Genomic DNA, 23,219 nt, shown 5'->3' on the forward strand with positions numbered 1-23,219 from the left:
ATCACAAATGGCAAGCGACAAAATGATCTCGGTCTGCCGCTTCCCGCAATGCAGGCGGTGTCGTCTTGCATATGTCCATCACGAACGGACAGCGCGTATGAAACAGACAGCCTGACGGCGGATTCACCGGGCTCGGCACATCTCCCTGCAAAATGATCCTCTCCCGCTTTGCCCGTGGATCAGGAATCGGAACCGAAGAGAGCAGCGCTTTTGTATACGGATGCCCGGGATTGGCAAAAATCGTTTCCTTCGGGCCGGATTCTACGAGACTCCCCAAATACATCACGCCGATCTTGTCGCTAATATGCTCGACCACACTTAAATCATGGGAAATAAACAAATAGGTTAAATGAAATTCTTCCTGCAAATCTTTTAGCAAATTCAAGATTTGCGATTGAATCGACACATCGAGAGCGGAAACTGGCTCATCCGCGACGATCAGCTTCGGCTTCAGAATCAAGGCGCGAGCGATTCCGATACGCTGCCGTTGCCCTCCGCTGAATTCATGGGCGAATTTCTCCGCATGATAGCTGGAGAGCCCGACGACCTCGAGCATTTCGGCTACAATCCGATCCCGCTCTTGGGTAGACAGCTTCGTATGAATGAGAAGAGGCTCTGCTACCACATCGCGAATTTTCATGCGTGGATTCAGTGAGGCGTACGGGTCCTGAAAAACCATCTGTACCTGCTTGCGCACTTCCCGCAGCTTTGTTTCATTCATTTTGGAGATTTCTTCATCATTGATCCAAACCTTGCCCTCATCTGGCATCAAAAGTCTTGTGACCAAGCGCCCTGTCGTCGACTTGCCGCAGCCACTCTCTCCGACCAGACTGAACGTCTCGCCTTCCTTAATCTCGAACGAAACGTGATTCACTGCCTTTACGCTTTTTTTGCTGCTTAATAGACCACTATCAATCGGGAACGTTTTTTTGATACCGTCTACCACGACCAGTGATTTAGACATGAACATCCCTCCCTTCCTCTTGATAGAGCCAGCAGCGGCAAGAACGTTCCTCTCCCACCGTCGTAATGGCGGGCTCCTTTTCCCAGCAGACAGACATGACATCCTTGCAGCGCGGAGCGAATTTGCAGCCCTTGGGCATATTGTTCGGTGTCGGTACATTGCCCGGAACCGAATCAAGCCGTGCGCGCTTTTGCCCGATTTTGGGGACAGAGCCGATCAAGCCTTTGGTATACGGATGCTTGGGTTCATCAAACAAGTCGTAAACAGATGCTTCCTCCACGACACGCCCTGCATACATGACCACGACACGGTTGCACATCTCTGCCACGACGCCGAGATCATGCGTGATCAACAGCATCGACATATGCTCGTCAGCCTGAAGTTGCTTCATTACGTCGAGGATTTGTGCTTGAATCGTGACATCGAGTGCCGTCGTTGGCTCATCGGCGATCAACAGGTTAGGATTGCAGGACATCGCCATCGCAATCATGATCCGCTGCCGCATACCGCCGGAGAGTTGATGCGGATACTCTCCCATAATCTCGCTCGGCCACGGAATGCCCACCTTTGTCAGCATGCTCACTGCTTGTTCTCGCGCCTTTTGGTCGGAGTAGCCGAGATGCAAGCGAATGGCTTCCATCAATTGCTCTCCGATTTTCATCACCGGGTTGAGCGAGGTCATCGGTTCCTGAAAAATCATCGAGATTTCTTTCCCGCGAATACGGCGCATATCACTCTCCGAAATCGAGAGTAAATTCGTTCCGTTGTAAACAATCTCGCCATTGGTAATCTCACCAGTCGTGTCCTTGAATAGGCGCATGATCGACAAAGAGGTCACGCTCTTGCCACAGCCCGATTCGCCAACCAGCCCAAGCACCTCGCCTTTTTTTATATGGAAGCTGACATGGTCGAGGACGACTGTCTTCTGGTTGTCTCTCGTAAATTGCGTCTGCAGATGCTTTACTTCCATGATGTTCTCACTCATCTGCCCCATCTCCCTCGTTTAATTCTTCGTTTTTGGGTCCAAAATATCGCGCAAGCCATCCCCAACCAGGTTGAACGCCAGCACGGTCAAAAAGATCGCAATCCCGGGAATGATGACCACATGAGGAGAAGTGGCGAGATAATCACGACCCATACTGAGCATCGCCCCCCAGTCAGGACTCTCGGGCTTTGCCCCCAGACCGAGAAAGCTGAGACTGGATGCTGCCAAAATCGAGGTACCGATCCGCATGGAAAAAAAGACGATCATACTGGAGACGGTCTCCGGAAAGATGTGACGAAAAATAATCCGGCTGCTTTTTGCCCCCATGGACCGCGCTGCTTCTACAAACACCGCTTCCTTAGCAGCCAAGGTATTGCCGCGAATCAAACGCGCAAACGATGGAATACTGAACACCGCTACCGCCACGACGACATTCGTTAATCCCGGGCCGAGGATCGCAACGATGGCGATTGCGAGCAACAAATCGGGAAAAGCGAACATGACGTCACTCCACCGCATGATGAGGCGATCCAGCCACCCGCCGTAATATCCGCTAATCAAGCCCAATACCGTTCCAACTACTGCACCTACCAGCACTGAAGAAAAGCTGACACCAAGAGAGATTCCTGTTCCTACGATGATGCGGCTCAAAATATCTCGTCCGTATTCATCTGTCCCTGCCCAATGCTCCATGGATGGAGTCTGCAACGTCACATCATAGTTCGGCTCGTACGGATCATACGGCGCGATCCACGGGCCAAACAGTGCGATCACAAACAAAAACAAGATAAAAAACCCTGCCCAGAAAGCTGTCTTTTGCTTTTTCCACTTCTTCCAAAACTCGCTGGCTCGGGATTTCTTTTCAGTGGGAACTACAACGTTGTGCCCGATTTCTTTTACTACCTCCATTTACGTCACCTCCTTGCCATTAGCTGTCATAACGGATTTTTGGATTCAGTGCCTTGTACAAGATGTCTACCAGCAGATTCACGAGAATGAACTCCAGTGAAAACAACAGAATGACAGCCTGTACGACCGGATAATCGCGAAAAGCAATGGAATCGATCAACAGACGCCCCATACCCGGAATGCTAAACACCGTCTCCACGACAACTGATCCGCCTAACAGAAAGCCGAATTGCAATCCGGCGATGGTCACGACCGGAATCATTGAGTTTTTCAAGGCGTGCTTGCGAACGACTACAGATTCCTTCAACCCTTTTGCGCGCCCCGTTCGGATAAAATCCTCCTTTAATGTTTCGAGCAGGGAGGATCGTGTAAAACGGGCCAACATCGACATGATTCCTGCTCCTAAGGTTAACGAGGGAAGCACGTAGCTTTTCCAGCTCTCGACTCCACCTGTGGGGAACCAGCCCAGCGTGACAGAAAAAACTTGTATGAGAATGAGCCCCAACCAAAATCCAGGCAAGGAAATACCAGAAATCGCCGTCAGCATCCCTACGTAATCCGGCCATTTATTGCGGAAAACAGCAGAGATCGTCCCAATCAGTAGTCCGAGCACCAATGCCCAGCCCAGGCTCATAAATGTCAACGTCATCGTTACGGAAAAACGGTTTTCAAACATATCACTAATGGGAAGCCCCGTCTTCAAGGAGTGTCCTAGATTTCCTGTCAGCAGGTTATGCATGTAGTTGACGTACTGGGTAAGCAATGGTTTATCCAAGCCCAGCTCCTGACGCACGCGCTCGATCTCTTCCAGGGTCGCTTCTTTTCCCGCCGCCAAACGGACAGGATCACCCGGAACCAGATGGATAAAGAAGAAAATGAGCAACGACACGACAAAAATAATCGGGATGATCTCGATGAGTCTCTTCACGATATAACGGAACATGGTACGGTTCCTCCTAAAAGGAAAGCAGCGCCCAGCGGCAGACAATGCCCGAACGCTGCTTCAAGTATTATTGGAATGCCGCTTCTCTTACATAGATGCCGCCACTCGGTGTGATATAAACCCCGTCCACGTTCGCGCGTTTTCCGTACAAGATTTCATCGACTGCGAGGAAAATCCATGGTGCATCTTTAAACACATTTTCTTGCACGACGCTATACAGCTGCTTTTGCTTATCTTGGTCTGACGATTGTGTCGCTTCCTTGATGCTTTGGTCGACAAGGTCATTTTTGTAGAAAGCCGTGTTCGCTCCCGCAGGCGGGAAGTTCTCACTGCTAAACAACGAACGCATCGCATTGTCTGGATCAGCAGAGGACCAGCTTACGTACCACATGTTCATTTTTGCTTCTTCTGGCGACTTGATGCCGTAGATTTCATCGGACAGCGTCGCTTCTTCCATCGATTTCACTTCAACAGTGATGCCGACCTTTTGCAATTGCTGCTGAATGAATTGCATGCCCTTCATCGTATCCGAGTTCGTATTGCCCCAGATGTCCGTTGTGAAGCCGTTCTCGTAGCCTGCTTCTTTCAAAAGCTGCTTCGCTTTATCGATGTTGTATTCATAGGCGCCTTGCTTCGCATAGTGCGCAATCGTCGGGGACATCACGGATTCCAGCTGTGCGCCGTATCCGGATTTCACGACTTTAATGAACGCGTCCTTGTCCACTGCATGGTTGATGGCTTGGCGAACGCGTGGATCATCAAACGGCTTTTTCAGCATATTGATCGAGACATAGCGGGTGATGGTTGAAGGGGTGCGCTCTACCTTTACCCCCTCTTCACCGTTCAGTGTCTCTACTTGCTGCTCCGGCAATGGATAGATGACATCGGCTTCACCCGTCTTCAGCATGGCTACGCGGGAGCCGTTTTCAGGAACAGGCTTGTAGACGATATTACCGACCTTGGCCGCTCCCTTGTTCCAATGATCTGGATTCAGCTCTACTGTCAGATGGTCACCCTGTACCCATTCCACGAATTTATATGGACCTGTACCGACTGGATTTTTGGTAATGTCTTTGCCGTACTTTTCCAGAGCCGCCGGGCTGATGATTCCGGTCGTGAACTTGTTGATCATCGCGGAAAACGGCTGGTTCAACGTCACTTTCACTGTGTGCTCATCGACAACCTCTGTGGACTTGATGTATTTGTAGTTCCGATAGGCTCTCAGGTTATTGTCTTTGTTGCTCATTCGGTCGAAGTTGATTTTGACCGCTTCGGCATTGAATGGTGTGCCGTCATGGAACTTCACGTTTTGCCGGAGCTTGAAGGTATACTCTGTCGCATCTTCATTAACCGAATATTCAGTCGAAAGACCTGGCATGAGCTTCAAATCCTTGTCATAAATCAGAAGTCCTTCAAACATCGCGCTTTGGACGCCTGATGACAGTGCATCCCCTGTATTTTGCGGGTCCATTGTGATGAAGTTTTCGTTTACGGCGATGACCATCTGATCCTTTTGCGGCGCTCCCGTCGTTGCCCCTCCATTGGAAGCTGCCGGAGTTCCACTACCACCGCCACTGGAACATCCGAAAAGTAAAGCCACTGAAAAAAGTAAGACGGATGCTGTTCGCAAATACGATGCTTTTTTCATTTCTTTTCCCCCTTGTCTTCATCTACTCTATGGGTGATATCTGGATGTCCATGGATTGGTCTTGCCTGCCGATTATCGGGTAAATACGATTTCTCTTCCGGTCGCAGCTGATTCGTAAATGCCACATAGAATCTTCATCATCTCCACACCATCCTGTACAGGGCTGAGCGTTTCTTTTTCACCCAATATGCATGCGATGAAGTGATCGATCTCATTTTGGAAGCCTCGCTTGAAATCAAACGATAATTTATCCATCTGCGGGCTGACATTCAGGATCGTGTCATGCTTTTCTGCAATGATGGACAGCTCTGGCTCCACCTCTGCGCCTCCCTTGTCTCCGTACAGCTTGACGGCCAGCTCGTCTTTTTTCGCATGTAGGGTATAGCTCACATCTACGAAAAGGGACGCTCCGTTTTCAAAGCGAATGAGTGCATTGGCCATATCCTCGACGGTGTTTTGGGTAGGGTCGTAGTCAGCTGCTTTGTAAAAGGAGAGATTTTTGACGTTGGCGCGATTGCCCAGCTTGTTGTATGTATTGCCGCTGACAGTCGTTACTTTTGGGCAGCCCATCAAGTACCAGCACAGATCAATGACATGCACGCCAAGATCGATGAGTGGACCTCCGCCAGATCTGTCCTTGTCTGCGAACCAGCCTCCCGGATTGCCCAAACGGCGCAGACAGGATGCCTTCGCGTAATATATCTCACCCAGCTCACCCGCATCGATGAACCGCTTGAGCAATTGCGCATTCGTATCGTACCTTCTCACAAAGCCCACCTGGAGCAGCTTGCCACTCTCTTTTACGGCCTCTTCGATCAGGAGAGCGCTTTCAACAGTTGTACTTAAAGGCTTTTCCAAAAGCACGTGCTTACCCGTTCTAAGGGCAGCGATGGCAATATCTGCATGCGTGTTGTTCCACGTGCAAATACTCACTGCGTCTACCTGTTCATCTGCGAAAGCATCCTCAAGCTTGCTGTAGTAAATCTCGGCCCCGTATTTCTGCGCTTTTTCCTGTGCGCGCTCCTCGTTGAAGTCGACGACGGCACGAATTTCTGTACACTCGTTTTGCTGGTACGATTGCAAGTGCATGTCTGAAATGGATCCTGCACCAATCACCGCAACTCTCACTTTTGCCATGATGTTCTCTTCCTCCTTGCTTCTAATCCGTTAATTAGTTTTTTCAATGGAGTAATTAATAAGATGATACAAAATTGTTTTAATTTTTGCAATATAGATTCCAACTAAAAATTTGGTACTTTCTCTCCTGGTTGATCTAGCGCAAAAACTCCCCCTGCCGCTCCCATCACTCCAGCTTCCACCCCGATCTGGCTAAGGACGACACGTACCTCCTGCGCCAATCCAGGGATGCACCGCTCCCTCATGCTCTTCTCAATTTCCGGCATGAGTATGGTAGATGCGTTCATCACTCCACCTCCGAAGACGATGACCTCCGGATTAAACAAATAGAGCAGATTGGCTGCTCCGACTCCTAAGTAAAACCCTGCTTGCTTGATGAGTTGCTTGGAGAAAGCTTCTCCTGCTAGTGCAGCCTCACAGATTGCTTTGGCCGTGACTGGCTCATATGTGGTTGCCAGCTTGTGGCGAGCGGCGTTTTCAATGGCAGTACCCGAAGCGTAGTTTTCCAGACACCCTCGATTGCCGCAGCGGCATGGCGGTCCGTTCCAATCGATCGAGATATGGCCGAACTCACCCGCACTCCCATCCCGCCCGCAAACCAATCGACCATCACTGATCACTCCAGCCCCTACGCCTGTGCTGACGGTGACATAGATCATATTTTGTGTGCCGGCTCCTGCTCCCCACAACCACTCCGCGATTGCCGCTGCATTCGCATCATTGAACAGCCGGACGGGCAGTCCGAACCTTTGCGCAATCAAGGCGCCAATCGGGACATTTCGCCAGCCCAGATTGCTCGCAAAGACCACTTCACCGATCGCGCTGTTAATCACTCCAGCGGAAGCAATTCCTACGCCACGTACTTTTTCGGGATCGATGCTACCTGCTGAAAGGACATCATAAATAGCAGACAGCACCCTTTCGACCACTGCCTTTTCTCCCTCTTCCGCTAAGGTTGGTAGCTGCTTTTGTGCGATTATCCTGCCTGCGTGATCAACCAAACCAGCCAAGATTTTAGTCCCACCCAAGTCCAGCCCAATCGCATATTCATCTTTTGCCATACTCGTCTCTCCTTCGTTCACCTTGCTGTTTCACATTAGTTTCTCCAATGACTTTATAAATTTAACTTAGCTTTATTTGTAGCACACTACCTCCCCTTCGTCCAGATTATTCAGAAAAATAGTCAAGAGCTATTCTCTTTCGTTCCTTTAACAAATCATGTATGGTGCAAAATTGTCGTCTACTTTGTCTACCATTCGACAATATCTCCTAAAGTAAAAAAAGAGAATATCCTATAAAATGGTATATATAGGTAGTCTTGGGAGGAGCGATGATAGCCATCTCATTATTCTGTATAGAGTACCTCAACATCTGGCATCCACTCGATGATCGTTTCAGAGCTACATTTACTCCTGTCATGAAAGGTTGATGTTCATGTTTAAAAAAGCCCTGATCATCCTGACTTTAAGCTCAGTTGTCGCAGTACCAAGTGTAGCCGCACAAGCCCAAGGGGCAGCTCTACCTCTACATGAGAAGGCGCCATCCTCCGCAAAAACAATCATCAAAAATGCCGCATTTGGTCAGGAAGTCTGGGTAATGCTCGGCTCCCCTATTCCAAGCGGTTGGGTCGTAATCAGATCTTCTGGCAATATGAACCTGATTAAGGATGTGAACAATGCTCCTTCTGGTTACGAAGTTTGGGTGATGCTCGGCTCCCCTATGCCTGACGGATGGGTTGTGATCAGAAGTACTGGGACTATGAACCTGATTAAAAATCTGAACAGTGCCTCTTCTAATCAGGAAGTTTGGGTAATGCTTGGCTCCCCTATTCCTGACGGATGGGCTGTGATCAGAAGTTCTGGAAATATGAACCTGATTAAAAATTTGAACAACGTTTCTTCTGGGCAGGAGGTATGGGTGATGCTAGGCTCGCCTATTCCTGACGGATGGATCATTATCAGATCAACGGGAACAATGAACCTGATCAAGCGCCTATAGGCTAATCAGAATCATTGGATAACCGCATCCTCAATAGTTAAGCACATCGCATACATCTCATCCACAAGCTGACGTCGAAACTCAATCGACATCAGCTTTTTTCCTTTTCTCTTTGACCATAGACTGAGGACTCCAACTCCTACTCTTTATGAAAAGGGTAGTTCTTTTTATTCCCCCATTCGTCCTTTTTGATCAAGCCTCCCGATCATTTTCGGTAAAAAACGACTATTGCAATGGCATGAACAAGTAGAAGGTATAGTAAAAATGTTCTATTATTGTAAAAATATTGTAATTTACTTGAAAGTACTGGATCTGTATTTTACCATTAGAAAAACAATTTCAAACTACTTAAAAGAGATGGACTAGTAGAAATGGAATTGTTTTTGCAATCAAAAAAATGAGAAGGAGGCCTACAGAGAACTGTACTGGGAAACACGAAAACTCTTGCTTGGAAAGGAGCCTCATGATGTTAGAAAGAATTTTGGGTAAACTTTTATTGCTCACCATGACTCTTGTCACTCTTGTAAATGGATATTTTGTTACGCCGACAAACGCTCAGGATCAATCTGAATATCGCGTGGATTTTAGCGGTGTATCCGCTTCGATCCCTGTCAATATCCGTACCGGACCGACTACTTCTGCTACTATCATCGACAAGCTTCAACCAAATACCCGTGTACAATTTTCAGGTTGGACCCGAGGTACCTCGCTCAATGACTTTTGGACAAATGCCCCTGATAATAGATGGTTCTTCTACGAGAAAAATGGCGTGAAGTACTATGTTGCCTCTGCTTTTATTAACGGAAACCCACCTGCAGCCGATCAAAACAATTCCTTCGTTTCGTATCAGGTAACCATTACGACGAATATCCCTGCACTTAGACAAGCTTATGAAAATGCCATACGAAATTGGAACAACACAGGTATTGTTTCATTAACACCAACACAAAATGCTCCCATTACCTTAGGTGAAGGCTATGCGAGGGGGTATGATGGATTTGGCTGGTGGCAATCGAATGGTTCCAGAGTTACCGGTGGCACCGTCATTCAATGGAACAGAGTGAGCAACAGAAACGCCGCTTATTTAGAAGCTTTGGCTACTCATGAAATTGGACATGTACTACGACTAAATCATAGGTCGGATCACTCGATCATGAATAACTCTTGGTTAACGAGAATCACTGCTCCTACCCAAAACGACATCAATGAGCTTCGAAACATTTATAGTCGATAACTCTATTGCCCACAAAAACAGACGATGCAAGGAACTCTTTTGGCTGTCGAGAAAGTCGACGGCCTTTTTTGATGAACAGCCCCACTCTTGATGATAGACTCCTTTCCTTCTCATTCAACAGCGTATACTATTATAAATATTCCTTACAATTCCCAAAGGAGAATCCCTATGGATAATCAAATTCTCAGTACGCGCCTGACTCTCACTCAAGTGGCATTACCCGATTGGGAGCTGATCCGCTCCATCTATTCCAGCCCGACACTGATGGAGCATATTGGAGCGACCATGAGCGAGGAAGATATCCGTCGTAACTTCGAGAAAGAACTCGCTCCGTGGAGCCTCGAATCCACCCACTGGCTAACCTGGATCATACGTGAAACCGACTCTGGTAACGACGTTGGCTTGATTAGCATCTGCACCCGTAACCGAGAAAATCTCACTGCGGAAGTAGGCTTCATCATACTGGACGGATTCAAAGGCAAGGGCTATGCAACGGAAGCAATCAGACGCGTATTTGATTTCGCTGTGGATACTTTTGGATTCAAAAAATTTACGGCTGTTTGTTCCGAAGAGCATGTGGCTTCCCGACGCGTTTTGGAGAAGGCTGGAATGAAGCTGGATAAAATCGTGCCCGACAGCACTGAAATTGCAGGCACGATGGTGAATGACTGTTTTTATTCGTTGGAGAGATAAGAAAAGGAGTGTCATCTGACAGCCTCCATTCACTGTACAGCGACACTCTATTTTCTCATCACCAGAAAACTACTTCCCCGTTTCCTTATACGTTTTAATACGTGTCCCAATTTCATCTCGAACCCTTTGAAACTCAGACCATTCTTTTCCTGCGGGATCGTCAAATCCCCAATGAACTCGTTTCACATGAGGTGGTGTGGTTGGGCAAACGGAGTCTGCATGGCTACATAGTGTCACGACCAGATCCGCTTTGTGTAGGATATGGGGGTCAATGACGTCAGAAGTTTGTGTAGAAATGTCTATTCCTACTTCTTCCATCGCTCGAACCGCATTTGGATTGACACCATGCGCTTCAATTCCGGCAGAAAACACATTCCACGAGTCACCTAAGTATTTTTTTCCCCATGCTTCCGCCATTTGGCTACGGCAAGAATTCCCTGTGCATAAGAAGTAAATGGTCTTTTTGTTTTCCATGATGTACTCCCCTATCAAGATATTGAGTTGGCAAAATACTTCCGCTTGAACCATAACGCTACGTTTACCAGTGCGATCATCACCGGGACTTCAACAAGAGGACCGATAACAGCTGCAAATGCCGCACCGGAGTGAATTCCAAAGACACCGACTGCCACGGCAATTGCCAACTCAAAGTTATTACTTCCTGCTGTAAACGCAAGAGTCGTTGAAACCGGATAGTTCGCGCCAATTTTCTTCCCCATGAAGAAAGAAATAAAGAACATCAAGATGAAGTAGATAAGAAGCGGAATTGCGATGCGAACGACATCTAATGGCACACTGACGATGCTTTTTCCTTGGATAGAGAACATAACCACGATGGTAAAAAGTAAAGCAATCAATGTCAGCGGACTGATTTTTGGGATAAACACTTTTTCATACCATTGTCTTCCTTTTGCATTTACCAACGTAAATCGCGTCAGCATCCCTGCAAGAAATGGGATACCAAGGTAGATGAACACTGATTTGGCTACTTCGGCCATCGTAATGTCAACGACTGCTCCCTGGATGCCTAGCCACTCTGGAATAATCGTAACAAACACATAGGCATAGACCGAAAAGAAAAGCATCTGAAATACAGAATTGAAAGCCACAAGCCCGGCTGCGTACTCGGTATCGCCTTTCGCTAGGTCATTCCACACAATCACCATAGCAATACAGCGTGCCAAGCCAATCATAATCAGCCCTACCATATATTCTGGCTTATCTGGCAGGAAAACGATGGCCAACACAAACATCAAAACCGGACCGATCACCCAGTTCTGAATGAGGGACAGTAAAAGAACCTTGCGATCTTGAAAGACACGTCCCATCTCTTCGTAACGAACTTTTGCCAAAGGGGGGTACATCATCAAAATTAAACCAATGGCAAGAGGGATGGATGTTGTACCAAGTTGCAAACGATTCAATCCACTTGTGAAAGCTGGAAAGAACGTGCCTACAGTAACTCCGATCACCATGGCAAGGAAGATCCAAAGGGTCAAGTAGCGATCTAAAAAGGATAGTTTTTTCATGAAGCACTCCCTCTATCTTAACAGCAGGATGTAGTCACTACTGTATTTGAAGCTACGCAACACGATGTGGATTCGATTTTATGCACATCGCTGTCAGCCTTGGTGTAAAAAAACTCCCATTCATTCCCGTCTGGATCTGTCACCCAAAATTTATCCTGCACAGCATAACAACATGTCGTATCCAGCTCATCCCGTGCGAAAAAGCCTTCTTTTTCTAGCCTTTCCTTCTGTGAAACGATTTCCTCAGCACTTTCCACTTGGAATCCAAAGTGGTTGACCTGGTTCCCACTAACGGCGTCCCGAACATTTAATGTAAAATTAAGCCCCGGACTTTCTAACAAGAACTTTGCATAATCTGTCTTTACCTTCACAGGTTCTACCCCAAATACCTTTTGATAGAATTCAATTGATTTCTCTAGGCTCGTAACGTTAATCCCAACATGCACATATTTCATTTCATGTACCTCCCTAAAGTTATATTCATCAAAAAAAATTGATGTAAGGTTTAAAAAAATTAGCAGCAGCTACCTTTGCCTGTTTTCCTGAAAATACAACAAAGCTCTTCCGATAACAGGTGATTCACTTCGCTGTCATTTAAATCGTAATAACTCCAGGTACCTTTTGTTTCTTTTATGATCAGGTTCGCATCCAGCAAAATCTTGAGATGATACGATAATTTGGATTGTGGCATGTCAAAAACCTCAGTGAGGTCACATACGCATGTCTTCCCTCTCTGACAAAGCTCATACATAATTTCTAATCGTTTCTGATCGGCAAGAGCCTTGAATTTCTTCTCATATTGCTCCAACTTTTGTTTCATCTCGTTCATCGAAGATAACCTCATTAATCAATTTTTTTTGATGTATTTATTATATGCGCAGATTCTAAGAAGATGCAATCATAAAACTAAAAACCCTTCCTGCCAAAACAGAAAGGGCCTCCTCCAGCCGGTCTGCTACTTAAACCAGCCTTTTTCCTTGGAATGCATAATCGCTTCAATTCGATTGCTCACACCGAGCTTGTCGAGAATGACGGAGATATAATTCCGCACAGTCCCTGTCGTAATGTACAACTGGCTGGCAATCTCCTTGGTGTTCTTCCCGTCAGCGATCAAGAGCAGGACTTCCTTTTCCCGCACCGTCAGCGGATTCTCCTGGCCGTATGCCTCATCCACCAGCTCAGGCGCATAGATTCGTCTGCCTGCCATGATACTGCGAATCGAGCTGGCCAGCTCTTCGCTCGGGCTGTCCTTGAGCAAGTAGCCGTTAGCACCTGCTTTTAGCGCTCGTTCAAAGTAACCTGGGCGGGCAAAGGTCGTGAGAATCATCACCTTGCAGCCGCTACCTTTCAATTCCTCGGCAGCGTCCAATCCGCTTTTGACTGGCATTTCGATATCCATGATGCAAATGTCGGGTTGATGCTGATGCACGAGTTTGACGGCATCCTCCCCATTACTTGCTCTGCCGACGACCTTCATATCCTCTTCCAAATCGAGCAGGGAAGCAAGGGCTCCTAAAAGCATCCGCTGATCCTCTGCAATGACAATGCGAATCATCCTCCCGCCTCCTGTTCTGGTTGTTTGAAGACATTGGGTACCCGAATCACTAGCTGTGTTCCAGACTCCGAGGACTGGATTTCCATGCTTCCGTTGACGAATTCCAGCCGTTCCTTCATCCCACGCAAACCATTGCCTCTGTAAACCAATTCCTCCGCCATTCCGATCCCATTATCCGTTACGCTTACGACGAGGTCGGTGCGAGTGGGCTCGATGACAATGGAACAGTCCGTGGCATTGCTATGCTTCACAATATTGTTGACCGCTTCTTTCAGGCACATGCACAACACGTTTTCCGTCATCAGCGAAGTGTTGGTCAGATTCGTGTCGCCTTGCAGCACGAATTCAATTTCCGCTGCCTTGAAAATTTGCTTGATCCGAAACATCTCATCCTCTAGCCGCGTCCCACGCATTTGCGTGACCATTTCCCGCACTTCTTTTAAAGCGATACGCGCCGTCTGCCTGATTTCCTCCAGCTCCGTTCTCGCCAGAGCAGGATTTTTGTTGATCAGCTTGTTCGCCAAATCGCTTTTCAACCCAATCAAGGAGAGCTTCTGCCCCAACGTATCGTGCAAGTCACGGGCAATGCGCTGGCGTTCCTCGAGCTTGACCAGCTCCGATATTCGCTTGTTCGCATGCTCCAGCTCTCCCTGCAGCTTCTCTCGCTTATTCCAGTTGTACGTGGTCACGGGCAAGAGAATGACTGCAATCATGCTAACCAAAACAAACGGAAGCTGGCCAATCAATTGAGTGTTTTTGGTGAAAAAGCCGATGTTGACCGATATGGTGGTGCTAATCAAATGTATCGTGTATAGCGTAGCAAAACCGATCTTGTTCTGGATATTCCCGATAAAAAACGCCAGGAAGAGCGAAAAATACACATAGCCGAACATCAAGGTCATGGCGACGGATATGATAATCTGCACACTCGTCCAAAAGTAAATCAGCCAGCCCTTTGACAGGAAAGAGAATACATAGCAAACGAAAAACAGAATGATCATGATGATCCCGATCACTGCTTCGTACGTCGAAGAGGACCGGAAGATGAAATAGAATGGCAGGATGTAGAAAACAACCCACACATAAGGGCTCAAGCCCGTATTTTTTTGAAGAATGTGATACCACTTCTGCTTCTGCATACTTGCCCACCTTTTCTTCGCCACTCTCTCAAGTGTATCGGAATTCAAAGGTTTATGGCAGGCTTATTTTCCTTCCAAACTCGGTTTGGAGCCTTGAAGTGCATCTATGATTGCTTCCGATTGAGCAGCAGCCAGCCGCTTGATGCCTTTGAAGCTCACAAAGCGCTTGTTGCTCTCATCCCATAAATGAAAACGCAGGCACTGCAAGCTGGCCGCCAGTGTAATCGTTGTCGCCATGTGAAGCGGCGGTGTCTCGTTATGTGCTTCTTCCAGGTTGTAGTTCGGTACGCGTGGACTTAAGTGATGGACGTGGTGAAAGCCAATATTGCCTGTGATCCATTGCAAAACCTTCGGCAGCTTGTAGTAGGAGCTTCCTTCTACTGCTGCTTTCACGTAGCTCCACTCTTCATCGTTCTCAAAGTACGAATCCTCATACGTATGCTGCACATAAAACAGCCAAATCCCAAACAAGCCAGAGACGAAAAAGATCGGACCTTGAATCAACAGGAATGCTTGCCAGCCAACCGCCCAGATCAAAAGCGCATAAAGACCGACCAGCAGCACATTCGTCAAATACGTATTCAACCGCTCTTTGCGGCGAGCTCGCTTCACATTAAAACGATACTGAAGCAAAAAGACAAAAATAGGTCCCAAACCAAACATCACGATCGGATTGCGATACAGCCGATAAGCGATTTTATTCCAAGTAGAAGCCTCGAGATATTCATTGACAGTCATCATCCACAAATCACCTACGCCTCGTTTATCGAGGTTGCTACTCGTTGCGTGGTGAATGTTGTGACTGTTTTTCCATTGTTCATAAGGGACAAGGGTCAGCACACCGGTAATCGTACCAACGATGTCATTCGCCAGACGATTTTTGAAAAAGGATTGGTGGCAGCAATCGTGACAAATGATGAAGGTACGGATGACAAAGCCGGCTGCGACAATGACGATAGGCAGCGTGAGCCAATAGGACACAGACAGACTGAGATAAGCTCCGTACCAGAGTAGAATCAGTGGAACTAGCGTATTGATCAGCTGTCGGATACTCTTTTTCATATCTGATTTTTCAAAGGGGGCAACATTCTTTTTCAACTCGGCAATATTGGCTTGATGCATCAATTGTTTCCTCCTCGATCGAAGCGTACAGGGACATGTAAATTCGCCGGACGCAATATTCTATCTTTATTGTAGAAAATAGCGTCTAGCCGCTGTAGTCATAAACGTCAAGTCGAGGACATGACAAATGTCATGGTTGAACAAACGACTGGGAAATTTAGGGTGCGCAAACCAAGCGGAACATCCCATATTATGCCAAGAAAAGACCCCATCCATACTTCGGATGAGGTCTTTGGCTTTGACGTCGTATTCTTCTTACTTCACATCGAGGCGCTTCATGATATCTTCGAGCAGCAGATTCGCTGCCTTGATGCCGCCTGCTTTGTTCCAAACCGTTTCGTCTACTTGGAAAGCTTGATTGGTCTTCGCCACATTCAGAGATTTGAAGACTGGGCTTTCCATCCATTTTTTCGCGTTGTTCGCAATGTCTTTAGATTCTTTCGTTGGCTCCGTTACCCAGTAGAACAGGATGTCCCCGTCCATAGCGGACATACCTTCTTCGCTGATCATTTCTGCAAAGTTGTTTACGTCCTGGGAAGCTGGACGTGCGAGTCCAAGCTGATCGAGCAGCACACCGCTAAAGGTATCTTTTTGATAGATTTGTACGCCTTTTTTGGAGAATTTCGCTACGGATACTTTAGTAGAAGCTTTAGGACCCAGCTTTGCTTTCGCAGCAGCTACACGGTCGTCGAATTCTTTCAGAACTTGCTCGCCTTCCGCCTTCTTGTTCAGTGCTTCTGCATAGAGCGTGAAGTTGCTTTTCCATCTACCAGACAGCTCTTCAGAGAATACGGTTGGAGCGATTTTGGACAGTTGATCGTAAATCTTTTCATGACGTACTTTGTTTCCGATGATCAAATCAGGGCTCAGGCCTACAATCGCTTCGAGATTGGGCTGGTCTTCGAAGCCCAACACTTCTACACCTGTCATCTCATCTTTAATGTGAGGATACCAAGGATCTTCATCCCAGGACTGTACAGCAGCGATTGGCTTAACGCCAAGTGCAAGCAAGGCTTCGGTACCTTCATTAGTCAAAATAACCACGCGTTCTGGTGTTCCTTTAATTGGAGTGGTGCCCATTGCGTGTTTCACTTCACGTACTTCATTAGAATCGGCTGGTGCTGGAGTAGCCTCAGTCGTCGTTCCCGATGCAGCTGGCGTCTGTTGAGCTTGATTGGCATTGCCTCCGCAACCGGCAAGGACAACCAGCAAGCACAGCGCGAAGAAGCTGGTCATGATGTGGCGCATGGTACGTAAACTGGTCTTACTTTTCATATCGAGAGTGCCCCCACTTCTGCTTATCAACTTAGTGATAACAATTATCAATTGATAGTATATAGAGACTCCTCTTACTTTTCTATGGACATGATTGTCTAATTACCATGGACCAGATTACCCCTGTGTGACCTGAAGAAAATACGCTATGCTCCTTTGAATCGTATGCTCTCTGCCAAAAGGTCCCCATGGGTCCCATTCGTGATTGGCGGGATGGTAGACTTTATTTTCCCGCACCGCACGCAAGTCTCTCCACAGCGGATTGTTCCACAGCGCTGCCACATGCTCCCGCTCACTCCAGAACACGATGATTCGCTCCGGATTCAATTCGATCAGATCGTTGAGCGCATGGGGTTTATACGCTGCATGGGTCACAGTCGGATCAGGCGCAAATCCAAGCTTGTGATAAAATAAGTCTGCGAGGGCGTGTCCCTCTACACCATATAGTCGCACCTCATCCGCAAGCACGCGAATCATCGTCCATTCACCCGTGCGTGTAACCGGCAGTAGTGCATCTCTTGCTTGTTTTTCCACTTTGTCGATATGCTTGATAATTTTCTCAGCCTGACTCTCTTTCTTGAAGAGCGTCGCCAATTTGGTTTGGTAATCAATCCAGTTTGGATAACCGTCAAAGGAGATTGTTCCTTTTATTTTCTCCCAATCTCCTGCCTCTCGATTGTGGAAAAAATTCATCCTGACGATCACATCAGGCGACAAAGTCAAAATCTCTTTCGGATCGATCAACTGCTCTGCATTCAGTGCTTTTGTCCCGCGCAGCTTTTGCTGCAAATAAGAAGGAAAGCCCGTCCTCGTTTCAAAGTAGTTCGGGAAGGAGGGGGCAGCAATCGGCTGAATGCCCATCGCAAGAAAATGATCCTGCAAAAACAGCTTGCTGACCACGACTACCCGCTGGTCACTTTGCTTCATATAAATTTGCGGCGACAATCCTTCTCGTTTTTTGAAGAGTCTACTAAAATACAGCTCATCGGCATACCCTACGTTACGAGCCACATCCTTCACACTTCCTCCAGAATGGGCAAGCAGCTCCTTGGCCTGCTCCATCCGCAACCCAGTCAAATACTCCCCAGGTGTCATTCCCGTCGCACGTTTGAAAGCACGGCAATAAGAGCTAGGGGTCAACCCCGCCAGTTTCGGCAAGCTTCCCAATTCCAGTGACTCGCGGTAATGTTTTTGCATGTAGGCGATGGTCTCCTCAATCGCTCCAATGCCCTTTTCCTCTTTCTTTTTCTGTTCATCATGAACAATACCAAGCAGCTCGTAGAGCAATGCTTGGCTCCGCAAAAAAGAAGAGTAGTCCCGCTTCCGTGTCAAATGAGAAAGCTCCTCCAATACCGTCAGAAATGAGGCAGGAGTAGAGACAGCCAAAACCTTGGCTTCTTTTCTCTCGGGAGCGCTCTCGTGCTGATCGTGTCTCGCTTCCACGTAATGCAGCCTGTATATGTGCAACGGTCCTGATTGGCACCGTAATTCTTCTATCTTCGTCGTCGGGCGCAACAACAATAGCTTTCCGGCGTCGAGCACCTGCTTTTGACCATCAACCGTAATCTCTGTACTTCCTTCTGCCACATAGCAAAGGACATGGGTGTTTACCTCCACCTGACGCAGGTGAAAATTTTTCAATCGCTGTTTGCGAAAGGCGGTCATCAAAAAGCCAGGATAATCTTGATTCATCATCAACAGATTCACATCCTTCTATCACCGGAAATAGCAAGAAAAAGTAGACAAGCTGATTGCCAGAATCAGCCTGTTCTACTTTCATCATGTTGGAGATCTTTCTATTTGGCAAGTACCTGCCTATCTATTGTGAGGAACGAGTCGAACGGAACATCAGCAAGAACAGATAGGGCGCGCCTAGCAACGCCACTACGACCCCCGCCGGAATATCTTTCGGGATCATGACGATCCTTCCTAGCAAATCAGAAGCAGCCAGCAATACAGCTCCAAGCATGGCGGAAACGACAACTGCTCGACGATGATGAGGTCCAACCAGCATACGTGCTGCATGCGGAGCGAGGAGGCCGATAAACCCTACGGCCCCGACACTGGCAACTGCCGCTGAAGCGAGCAGCACTGCAATGACTGCCACAGACAACCGCGTCATCCGGACCTTTAACCCCAATCCAGTCGAGCTCTCGTCGTTAAATGACAAGAGGTCCACCCGACGTCCTAACCACCACGCGATCGGTGCTAAAACGAGGATCGTAGGCAACAGACGGCCTACTTCCATCCATCCCCGCCCGTATGTACTTCCTGCCAGCCAAGTGAGTGCAGGCGCTGCCAAGATCATAGAATGTACGATCAAGATATTGATAAGGGCGGCACCTGCGGCAGAAACCGCAATACCTACTAGCGTCAAGATGATTGGATTGAGTCCCCTTCTCCAAGAGACCGCGTACACAATCGCAGCAGAGATGATTCCCCCTGCAACGGCCCCAAGCGGCATCCAAGCCGAGAGTTGAGGAAACACGAGGAGCACGACAATCGCGCCTACACCCGCACCGCTCGTGACACCGACAATCTGCGGATCAGCCAGCGGATTACGTACTGCACTCTGCATGAGACTTCCGCTGATCGCGAGTGCCACACCTGCCAACATCGCTGTCAACAGTCGCGGCATCCGAAGCTCATACACCAATTGACTGTACATCTCGTTTCCTTGTCCCATGAAAATGGCGATGATCTCTGTCCACGGAAGGTACAAGTTTCCGCTAGATAAGCTGAGCATCCAAACGACCACAAGCAGCACAGTAAGCATACACACAATCAACGGATACGAAACTTTGCGTTGTGCTCCTCCGACGCTCATCGAGCCTCCAGTTCCAGCACTCATACTGCGCGAGACACGCAAAGCAAGCCAGATCAACCATGGTCCACCAATAGCTGCCGTGATGGCTCCTGCTGGAAGTTCACCATAATGATTGATGAACATACGTGCAATCGTATCGGAAGCTACAAGCAGCGCTGCCCCCCAGATGGCACATAGCGGCAGCAGCCATCTATGCTGCGTGATACCTGACAATCGCACCAGATGCGGAGCCACGAGTCCGATGAATCCGATTGGCCCGACCACACTGACACTAACACACGTAACCAAGATCGCAACAAACATGGTGAAAAGCCGTGTTTTTGCCACCTTTTGCCCCAATGACTTCGCCGTTTCTTCATGAAGGGTAAGTACATCGAGCTGCCTGGCCATGAACAAGCTGACCAAAATCCCAGCTACAATCCAAGGCCAACTGAATTCTACACCCGACCAGTCATTTTGCTTCAAGGAGCCTGAGCCCCAGAGGAAAATGCCATTTGTCGTCTCTTCATTAAACAAGATGATGGCACTCGTCAAGGAGGAGTACACCAAGGTGACAATCATCCCGGACAATGCCACACGCACTGGCGTACCTTTGCGCCCGCCAGACATGAAGTATACGGTAACGGCTGCGAGTATTCCGCCCACCATCGCAAATGGAAGCGGGTGTTCATGCAAGAATGATGGCAAAAACACCATCCCGAACACCACGAAGAAATAGGCACCTGCATTTACGCCAAGTGTCGTTTCCGAAGCGAGCGGGTTTCGTGTTACCGTCTGCATCAATGCTCCGGCAATAGCCAATGCTGCACCAGACAAAAGCCCCATGACCGTTCGCGGAAGCCTGACACCTTGTATCATATGGTGATCGGAAATGTCTTGCGGAGCAATAATGGCCTGTACAACAGAACGCAGAGAAATGTCTGCCATCCCCTGTGTCAAACTGACAAATGTAAGCACTAATAGAGCGACAAGTCCACTCCCTACCATCAAGAACAATCTCCAGCCCCCTCTTTGTGAGGAAGTGGCTGGAGTGATGTCAGTTCGTGTGAACATTTTATTTTTGGCTAAACTCATTATTTTGCCAACAGATCTACAACTTTATTCGCAAGAATCTTTGCAGACATGGTACCACCATACGGCCACAAATCTCCGCCCAGGGCGTAGACGCGATTCTCTTTTACAAAAGTAAGACCGTTCCAAACTGGGTTGTTCTTCAATTGATTCTCAATCACGTTGTCATCAGCTTGAATGATATGGAGGAAATTCGCATCCTGCAACGCTGGGAGTGCCTCTACATCTGCCAGTGTCATTCCTGTCTGCTCAAATTTCTTAGGCTTATACTTATTTGTCAGACCAATGTTAATCAAGATACTTGCTGCTGTAGAGTTATCCGTAGACAAACGGAATTCTACCGCATTTTGACTGCTGTAGCCCATCGCGAGGACAAATGGAACTTTATCTGCACCAGCTTTCGTCAGTTTATCTTTTGCTTCTGCATAAGTCTTGTCGAGGTCTTTCAAAGCAACTTCGGCTTCTGCATTTTTACCCGTGATATCGGCAATTTGCTTGAAAATCTCGATCATTCGATCATACTGTGATCCCTGACCTTCAGCAGGATTCGTATCAAAAGCAATCGTTGGAGCAATTTTGCTCATTTCGTCGTAATTGGCTTCTACATTTCGTTTAATACCGATAATCAAATCTGGCTTCAACATCATGATCGATTCCAGGTTAGGTGAAGTACGACTCCCTACATCCACTACTTCTGGAGCAATCTCCACAGGGAGCTTCACCCATTTTTTCATATTGGGAATATCTGCAATCCCTACAGGCTGAATACCTAGGGCCAACAAATGCTCTGCTGAGCTCCATTCCAATGCAACGATACGCTTAGGAGTGCCTTTGATAGTCGCCTCTCCCATCATGTGCTTCACTGTGCGTACTTGCTCTTCAGCCGGCTTCGCCGTGTCAGGTTGAGCTGTAGCAGCTTGGTTGGAACCAGATTGTGCAGTTGACCCAGCATTGCCGCAAGCAGCGAGCAGCAGCATCGCAGACAAAAATACAAGCATCACTGGTAATTTCATAAGACGCATGGAAAATTTCCCCCTTACTTTTCTAGTTGTTGCTTCGAATGAGAAAGGATCATGGACATGATTTCCAATCAACCATTGATTATGATAATGATTATCATTATCTTTGTCAACTGTGGGATGTGTTCAAAGTCTTAGGCTCGCATGATCATTCGTTAACGGGTCTGTAGCCAGACGGTCCCATGCTGTACCTTTTTTGTATTTCGATCAGATCTCGTGGCGAAATACTCGCGCAGCTTTTTTTCGTCAGGCCCTATCAGGTATATTTTGATTGGTGGAGCCGCTGTGTTAGCCGTAGCCGAAACCGGGGTCGAGGATACTTCATATGGTAGTGATAAAACGTAAAGGGGCTATCTAGAAAGTCAGTCTAAGCCGACTTTCTAGATAGCCTCACTCCAAAACAACTTTGGCATCTAAACAGGTTCAGTCTACAACACTATTTCCTACAAACAAAGATAGCAGATTAGAGCTCTTGCTTCTTCGTAGGAATAATCTCTCCCGTTTTCACATCTATTCCAATAGTGATAGATTGTTTGGGATCTTTTCCAGTAAACGTAAGGTTATATCTGCTAAATTTGTTTACAAAGTTATCTACAATATTGGCACTTGAAATCACATAGGATTTTGCTTCTGGATGTGAGGCATAGAATTTATCTACCCCGGATTTTACATTTGGGTATGATAGAACTGTAGCAGCATCCAATGATTGTATGGTATAGCTAAGGTTCCCCGTTTTCGAATCTATTGCAAAGTGAAAAAAGTTTTTTGAATCTTTTTCAAGTCTAATAACATACTTATCATACTCACCTTTTGAAACCACATCTTGATAAGCAATGATCTCATAAGATTTTGTTTCTGGAAACTGTGCATAGACGTTATCAATTGCTGCTTTCACAGCCTTGTCGGCAAGAGCTTCGGAAGCTGAGAGCTTTTTGTAAGTTCCTGCATACAATTCTTCGTTTTGAGCTACAGTCTTTTGAGTTGGCTTTTCATTTGCACTTACTACTAAAGCTCCAGATAGGGAAATCGCAGTAGCCAATCCTAAAGCTGCCAAACGTACGGATGTTTTTTTAATGTTTATTTTCATACCAATTCTCCTTCACGTTTATGATTTCTTTCCTAGGTATAAGTTAGAAAAAACTTCTAAAATATAAAGTGGGGTAAACTTAAA

The 23,219-nt window shown here is 47.3% G+C and carries 22 protein-coding genes; 3 read left to right on the forward strand and 19 right to left on the reverse strand.

Annotated features, from left to right (window positions below; translation table 11 throughout):
- Position 1: 1 nt before the first annotated feature.
- The 7 genes from HPY28_RS12595 to HPY28_RS12625 form a co-directional block, all read right to left on the reverse strand.
- Positions 2-964, reverse strand: coding sequence for an ABC transporter ATP-binding protein (locus tag HPY28_RS12595; protein ID WP_174230656.1), 963 nt, complete (start codon positions 962-964; stop codon positions 2-4).
- The gene (locus tag HPY28_RS12600; protein ID WP_174230657.1) at positions 957-1,949 is read right to left on the reverse strand and encodes an ABC transporter ATP-binding protein; all 993 of its coding nucleotides are present in this window, start codon (positions 1,947-1,949) and stop codon (positions 957-959) included. The genes HPY28_RS12595 and HPY28_RS12600 overlap by 8 nt, the downstream gene beginning before the upstream one ends.
- Positions 1,950-1,967: 18 nt before the next feature.
- Positions 1,968-2,858, reverse strand: coding sequence for an ABC transporter permease subunit (locus HPY28_RS12605; protein ID WP_017249926.1), 891 nt, complete (start codon positions 2,856-2,858; stop codon positions 1,968-1,970).
- A gap of 19 nt (positions 2,859-2,877) precedes the next feature.
- A complete protein-coding gene (nikB, locus tag HPY28_RS12610) occupies positions 2,878-3,801 on the reverse strand; it encodes a nickel ABC transporter permease (RefSeq protein ID WP_106833794.1) in 924 nt (307 codons plus the stop codon).
- 67 nt (positions 3,802-3,868) lie between these two features.
- Positions 3,869-5,449, reverse strand: a complete 1,581-nt coding sequence (locus HPY28_RS12615; RefSeq protein ID WP_174230658.1) for a glutathione ABC transporter substrate-binding protein — start codon at positions 5,447-5,449, stop codon at positions 3,869-3,871.
- 72 nt (positions 5,450-5,521) lie between these two features.
- A complete protein-coding gene (locus tag HPY28_RS12620) occupies positions 5,522-6,586 on the reverse strand; it encodes a Gfo/Idh/MocA family protein (protein ID WP_174230659.1) in 1,065 nt (354 codons plus the stop codon).
- Positions 6,587-6,690: 104 nt separating this feature from the next.
- On the reverse strand, positions 6,691-7,647 hold the full coding sequence (locus HPY28_RS12625) for an ROK family protein (protein ID WP_174225022.1): 957 nt from the start codon (positions 7,645-7,647) through the stop codon (positions 6,691-6,693).
- A gap of 373 nt (positions 7,648-8,020) precedes the next feature.
- On the opposite strand from HPY28_RS12625, the gene HPY28_RS12630 reads away from it, so the two are divergent.
- From HPY28_RS12630 to HPY28_RS12640, 3 genes are all read left to right on the forward strand, one after another.
- Positions 8,021-8,584, forward strand: coding sequence for a hypothetical protein (locus HPY28_RS12630; RefSeq protein WP_173622681.1), 564 nt, complete (start codon positions 8,021-8,023; stop codon positions 8,582-8,584).
- A 463-nt stretch (positions 8,585-9,047) separates the two neighbouring features.
- Entirely contained in the window at positions 9,048-9,818 is a 771-nt protein-coding gene (locus tag HPY28_RS12635) for a matrixin family metalloprotease (protein WP_254613109.1), read from the forward strand.
- 168 nt (positions 9,819-9,986) lie between these two features.
- Entirely contained in the window at positions 9,987-10,511 is a 525-nt protein-coding gene (locus HPY28_RS12640) for a GNAT family N-acetyltransferase (protein ID WP_017249917.1), read from the forward strand.
- A gap of 69 nt (positions 10,512-10,580) precedes the next feature.
- On the opposite strand, the gene arsC is transcribed toward HPY28_RS12640, so the two are convergent.
- From arsC to HPY28_RS12700, 12 genes are all read right to left on the reverse strand, one after another.
- On the reverse strand, positions 10,581-10,985 hold the full coding sequence (arsC, locus tag HPY28_RS12645) for an arsenate reductase (thioredoxin) (protein ID WP_017249916.1): 405 nt from the start codon (positions 10,983-10,985) through the stop codon (positions 10,581-10,583).
- Positions 10,986-10,999: 14 nt separating this feature from the next.
- A complete protein-coding gene (gene arsB / locus HPY28_RS12650; protein WP_017249915.1) occupies positions 11,000-12,040 on the reverse strand; it encodes an ACR3 family arsenite efflux transporter in 1,041 nt (346 codons plus the stop codon).
- Between the two features lie 17 nt (positions 12,041-12,057).
- Positions 12,058-12,495 carry an ArsI/CadI family heavy metal resistance metalloenzyme gene (locus HPY28_RS12655; RefSeq protein WP_017249914.1) on the reverse strand — a complete coding sequence of 146 codons (438 nt, stop codon included), beginning with the start codon at positions 12,493-12,495 and terminating at the stop codon, positions 12,058-12,060.
- A 59-nt stretch (positions 12,496-12,554) separates the two neighbouring features.
- On the reverse strand, positions 12,555-12,860 hold the full coding sequence (gene arsR, locus HPY28_RS12660) for an arsenical resistance operon transcriptional regulator ArsR (RefSeq protein ID WP_026043195.1): 306 nt from the start codon (positions 12,858-12,860) through the stop codon (positions 12,555-12,557).
- 135 nt (positions 12,861-12,995) lie between these two features.
- Entirely contained in the window at positions 12,996-13,595 is a 600-nt protein-coding gene (locus tag HPY28_RS12665) for a response regulator transcription factor (protein ID WP_017249912.1), read from the reverse strand.
- The gene (locus HPY28_RS12670) at positions 13,592-14,734 is read right to left on the reverse strand and encodes a sensor histidine kinase (protein WP_035291416.1); all 1,143 of its coding nucleotides are present in this window, start codon (positions 14,732-14,734) and stop codon (positions 13,592-13,594) included. Before HPY28_RS12670 ends, HPY28_RS12665 begins: the two co-directional genes overlap by 4 nt.
- A gap of 63 nt (positions 14,735-14,797) precedes the next feature.
- Positions 14,798-15,856 carry a Delta(5) desaturase DesA gene (gene desA, locus HPY28_RS12675; protein ID WP_017249910.1) on the reverse strand — a complete coding sequence of 353 codons (1,059 nt, stop codon included), beginning with the start codon at positions 15,854-15,856 and terminating at the stop codon, positions 14,798-14,800.
- A gap of 255 nt (positions 15,857-16,111) precedes the next feature.
- Positions 16,112-17,131 carry an ABC transporter substrate-binding protein gene (locus tag HPY28_RS12680; protein WP_174230660.1) on the reverse strand — a complete coding sequence of 340 codons (1,020 nt, stop codon included), beginning with the start codon at positions 17,129-17,131 and terminating at the stop codon, positions 16,112-16,114.
- Positions 17,132-17,248: 117 nt separating this feature from the next.
- A complete protein-coding gene (locus HPY28_RS12685) occupies positions 17,249-18,826 on the reverse strand; it encodes a helix-turn-helix domain-containing protein (protein WP_174230764.1) in 1,578 nt (525 codons plus the stop codon).
- Between the two features lie 124 nt (positions 18,827-18,950).
- Positions 18,951-21,032, reverse strand: coding sequence for a Fe(3+)-hydroxamate ABC transporter permease FhuB (fhuB, locus tag HPY28_RS12690; protein ID WP_483297547.1), 2,082 nt, complete (start codon positions 21,030-21,032; stop codon positions 18,951-18,953).
- Complete coding sequence (locus HPY28_RS12695) at positions 21,032-22,051, reverse strand: ABC transporter substrate-binding protein (RefSeq protein ID WP_174230661.1); 1,020 nt, start codon at positions 22,049-22,051, stop codon at positions 21,032-21,034. Before HPY28_RS12695 ends, fhuB begins: the two co-directional genes overlap by 1 nt.
- 460 nt (positions 22,052-22,511) lie before the next feature.
- Complete coding sequence (locus HPY28_RS12700) at positions 22,512-23,135, reverse strand: hypothetical protein (RefSeq protein WP_174230662.1); 624 nt, start codon at positions 23,133-23,135, stop codon at positions 22,512-22,514.
- Between the last annotated feature and the right edge of the window lie 84 nt (positions 23,136-23,219).

Source organism: Brevibacillus sp. HB1.2 (genome assembly GCF_013332495.1).
GTDB classification, from domain to species: domain Bacteria; phylum Bacillota; class Bacilli; order Brevibacillales; family Brevibacillaceae; genus Brevibacillus; species Brevibacillus porteri.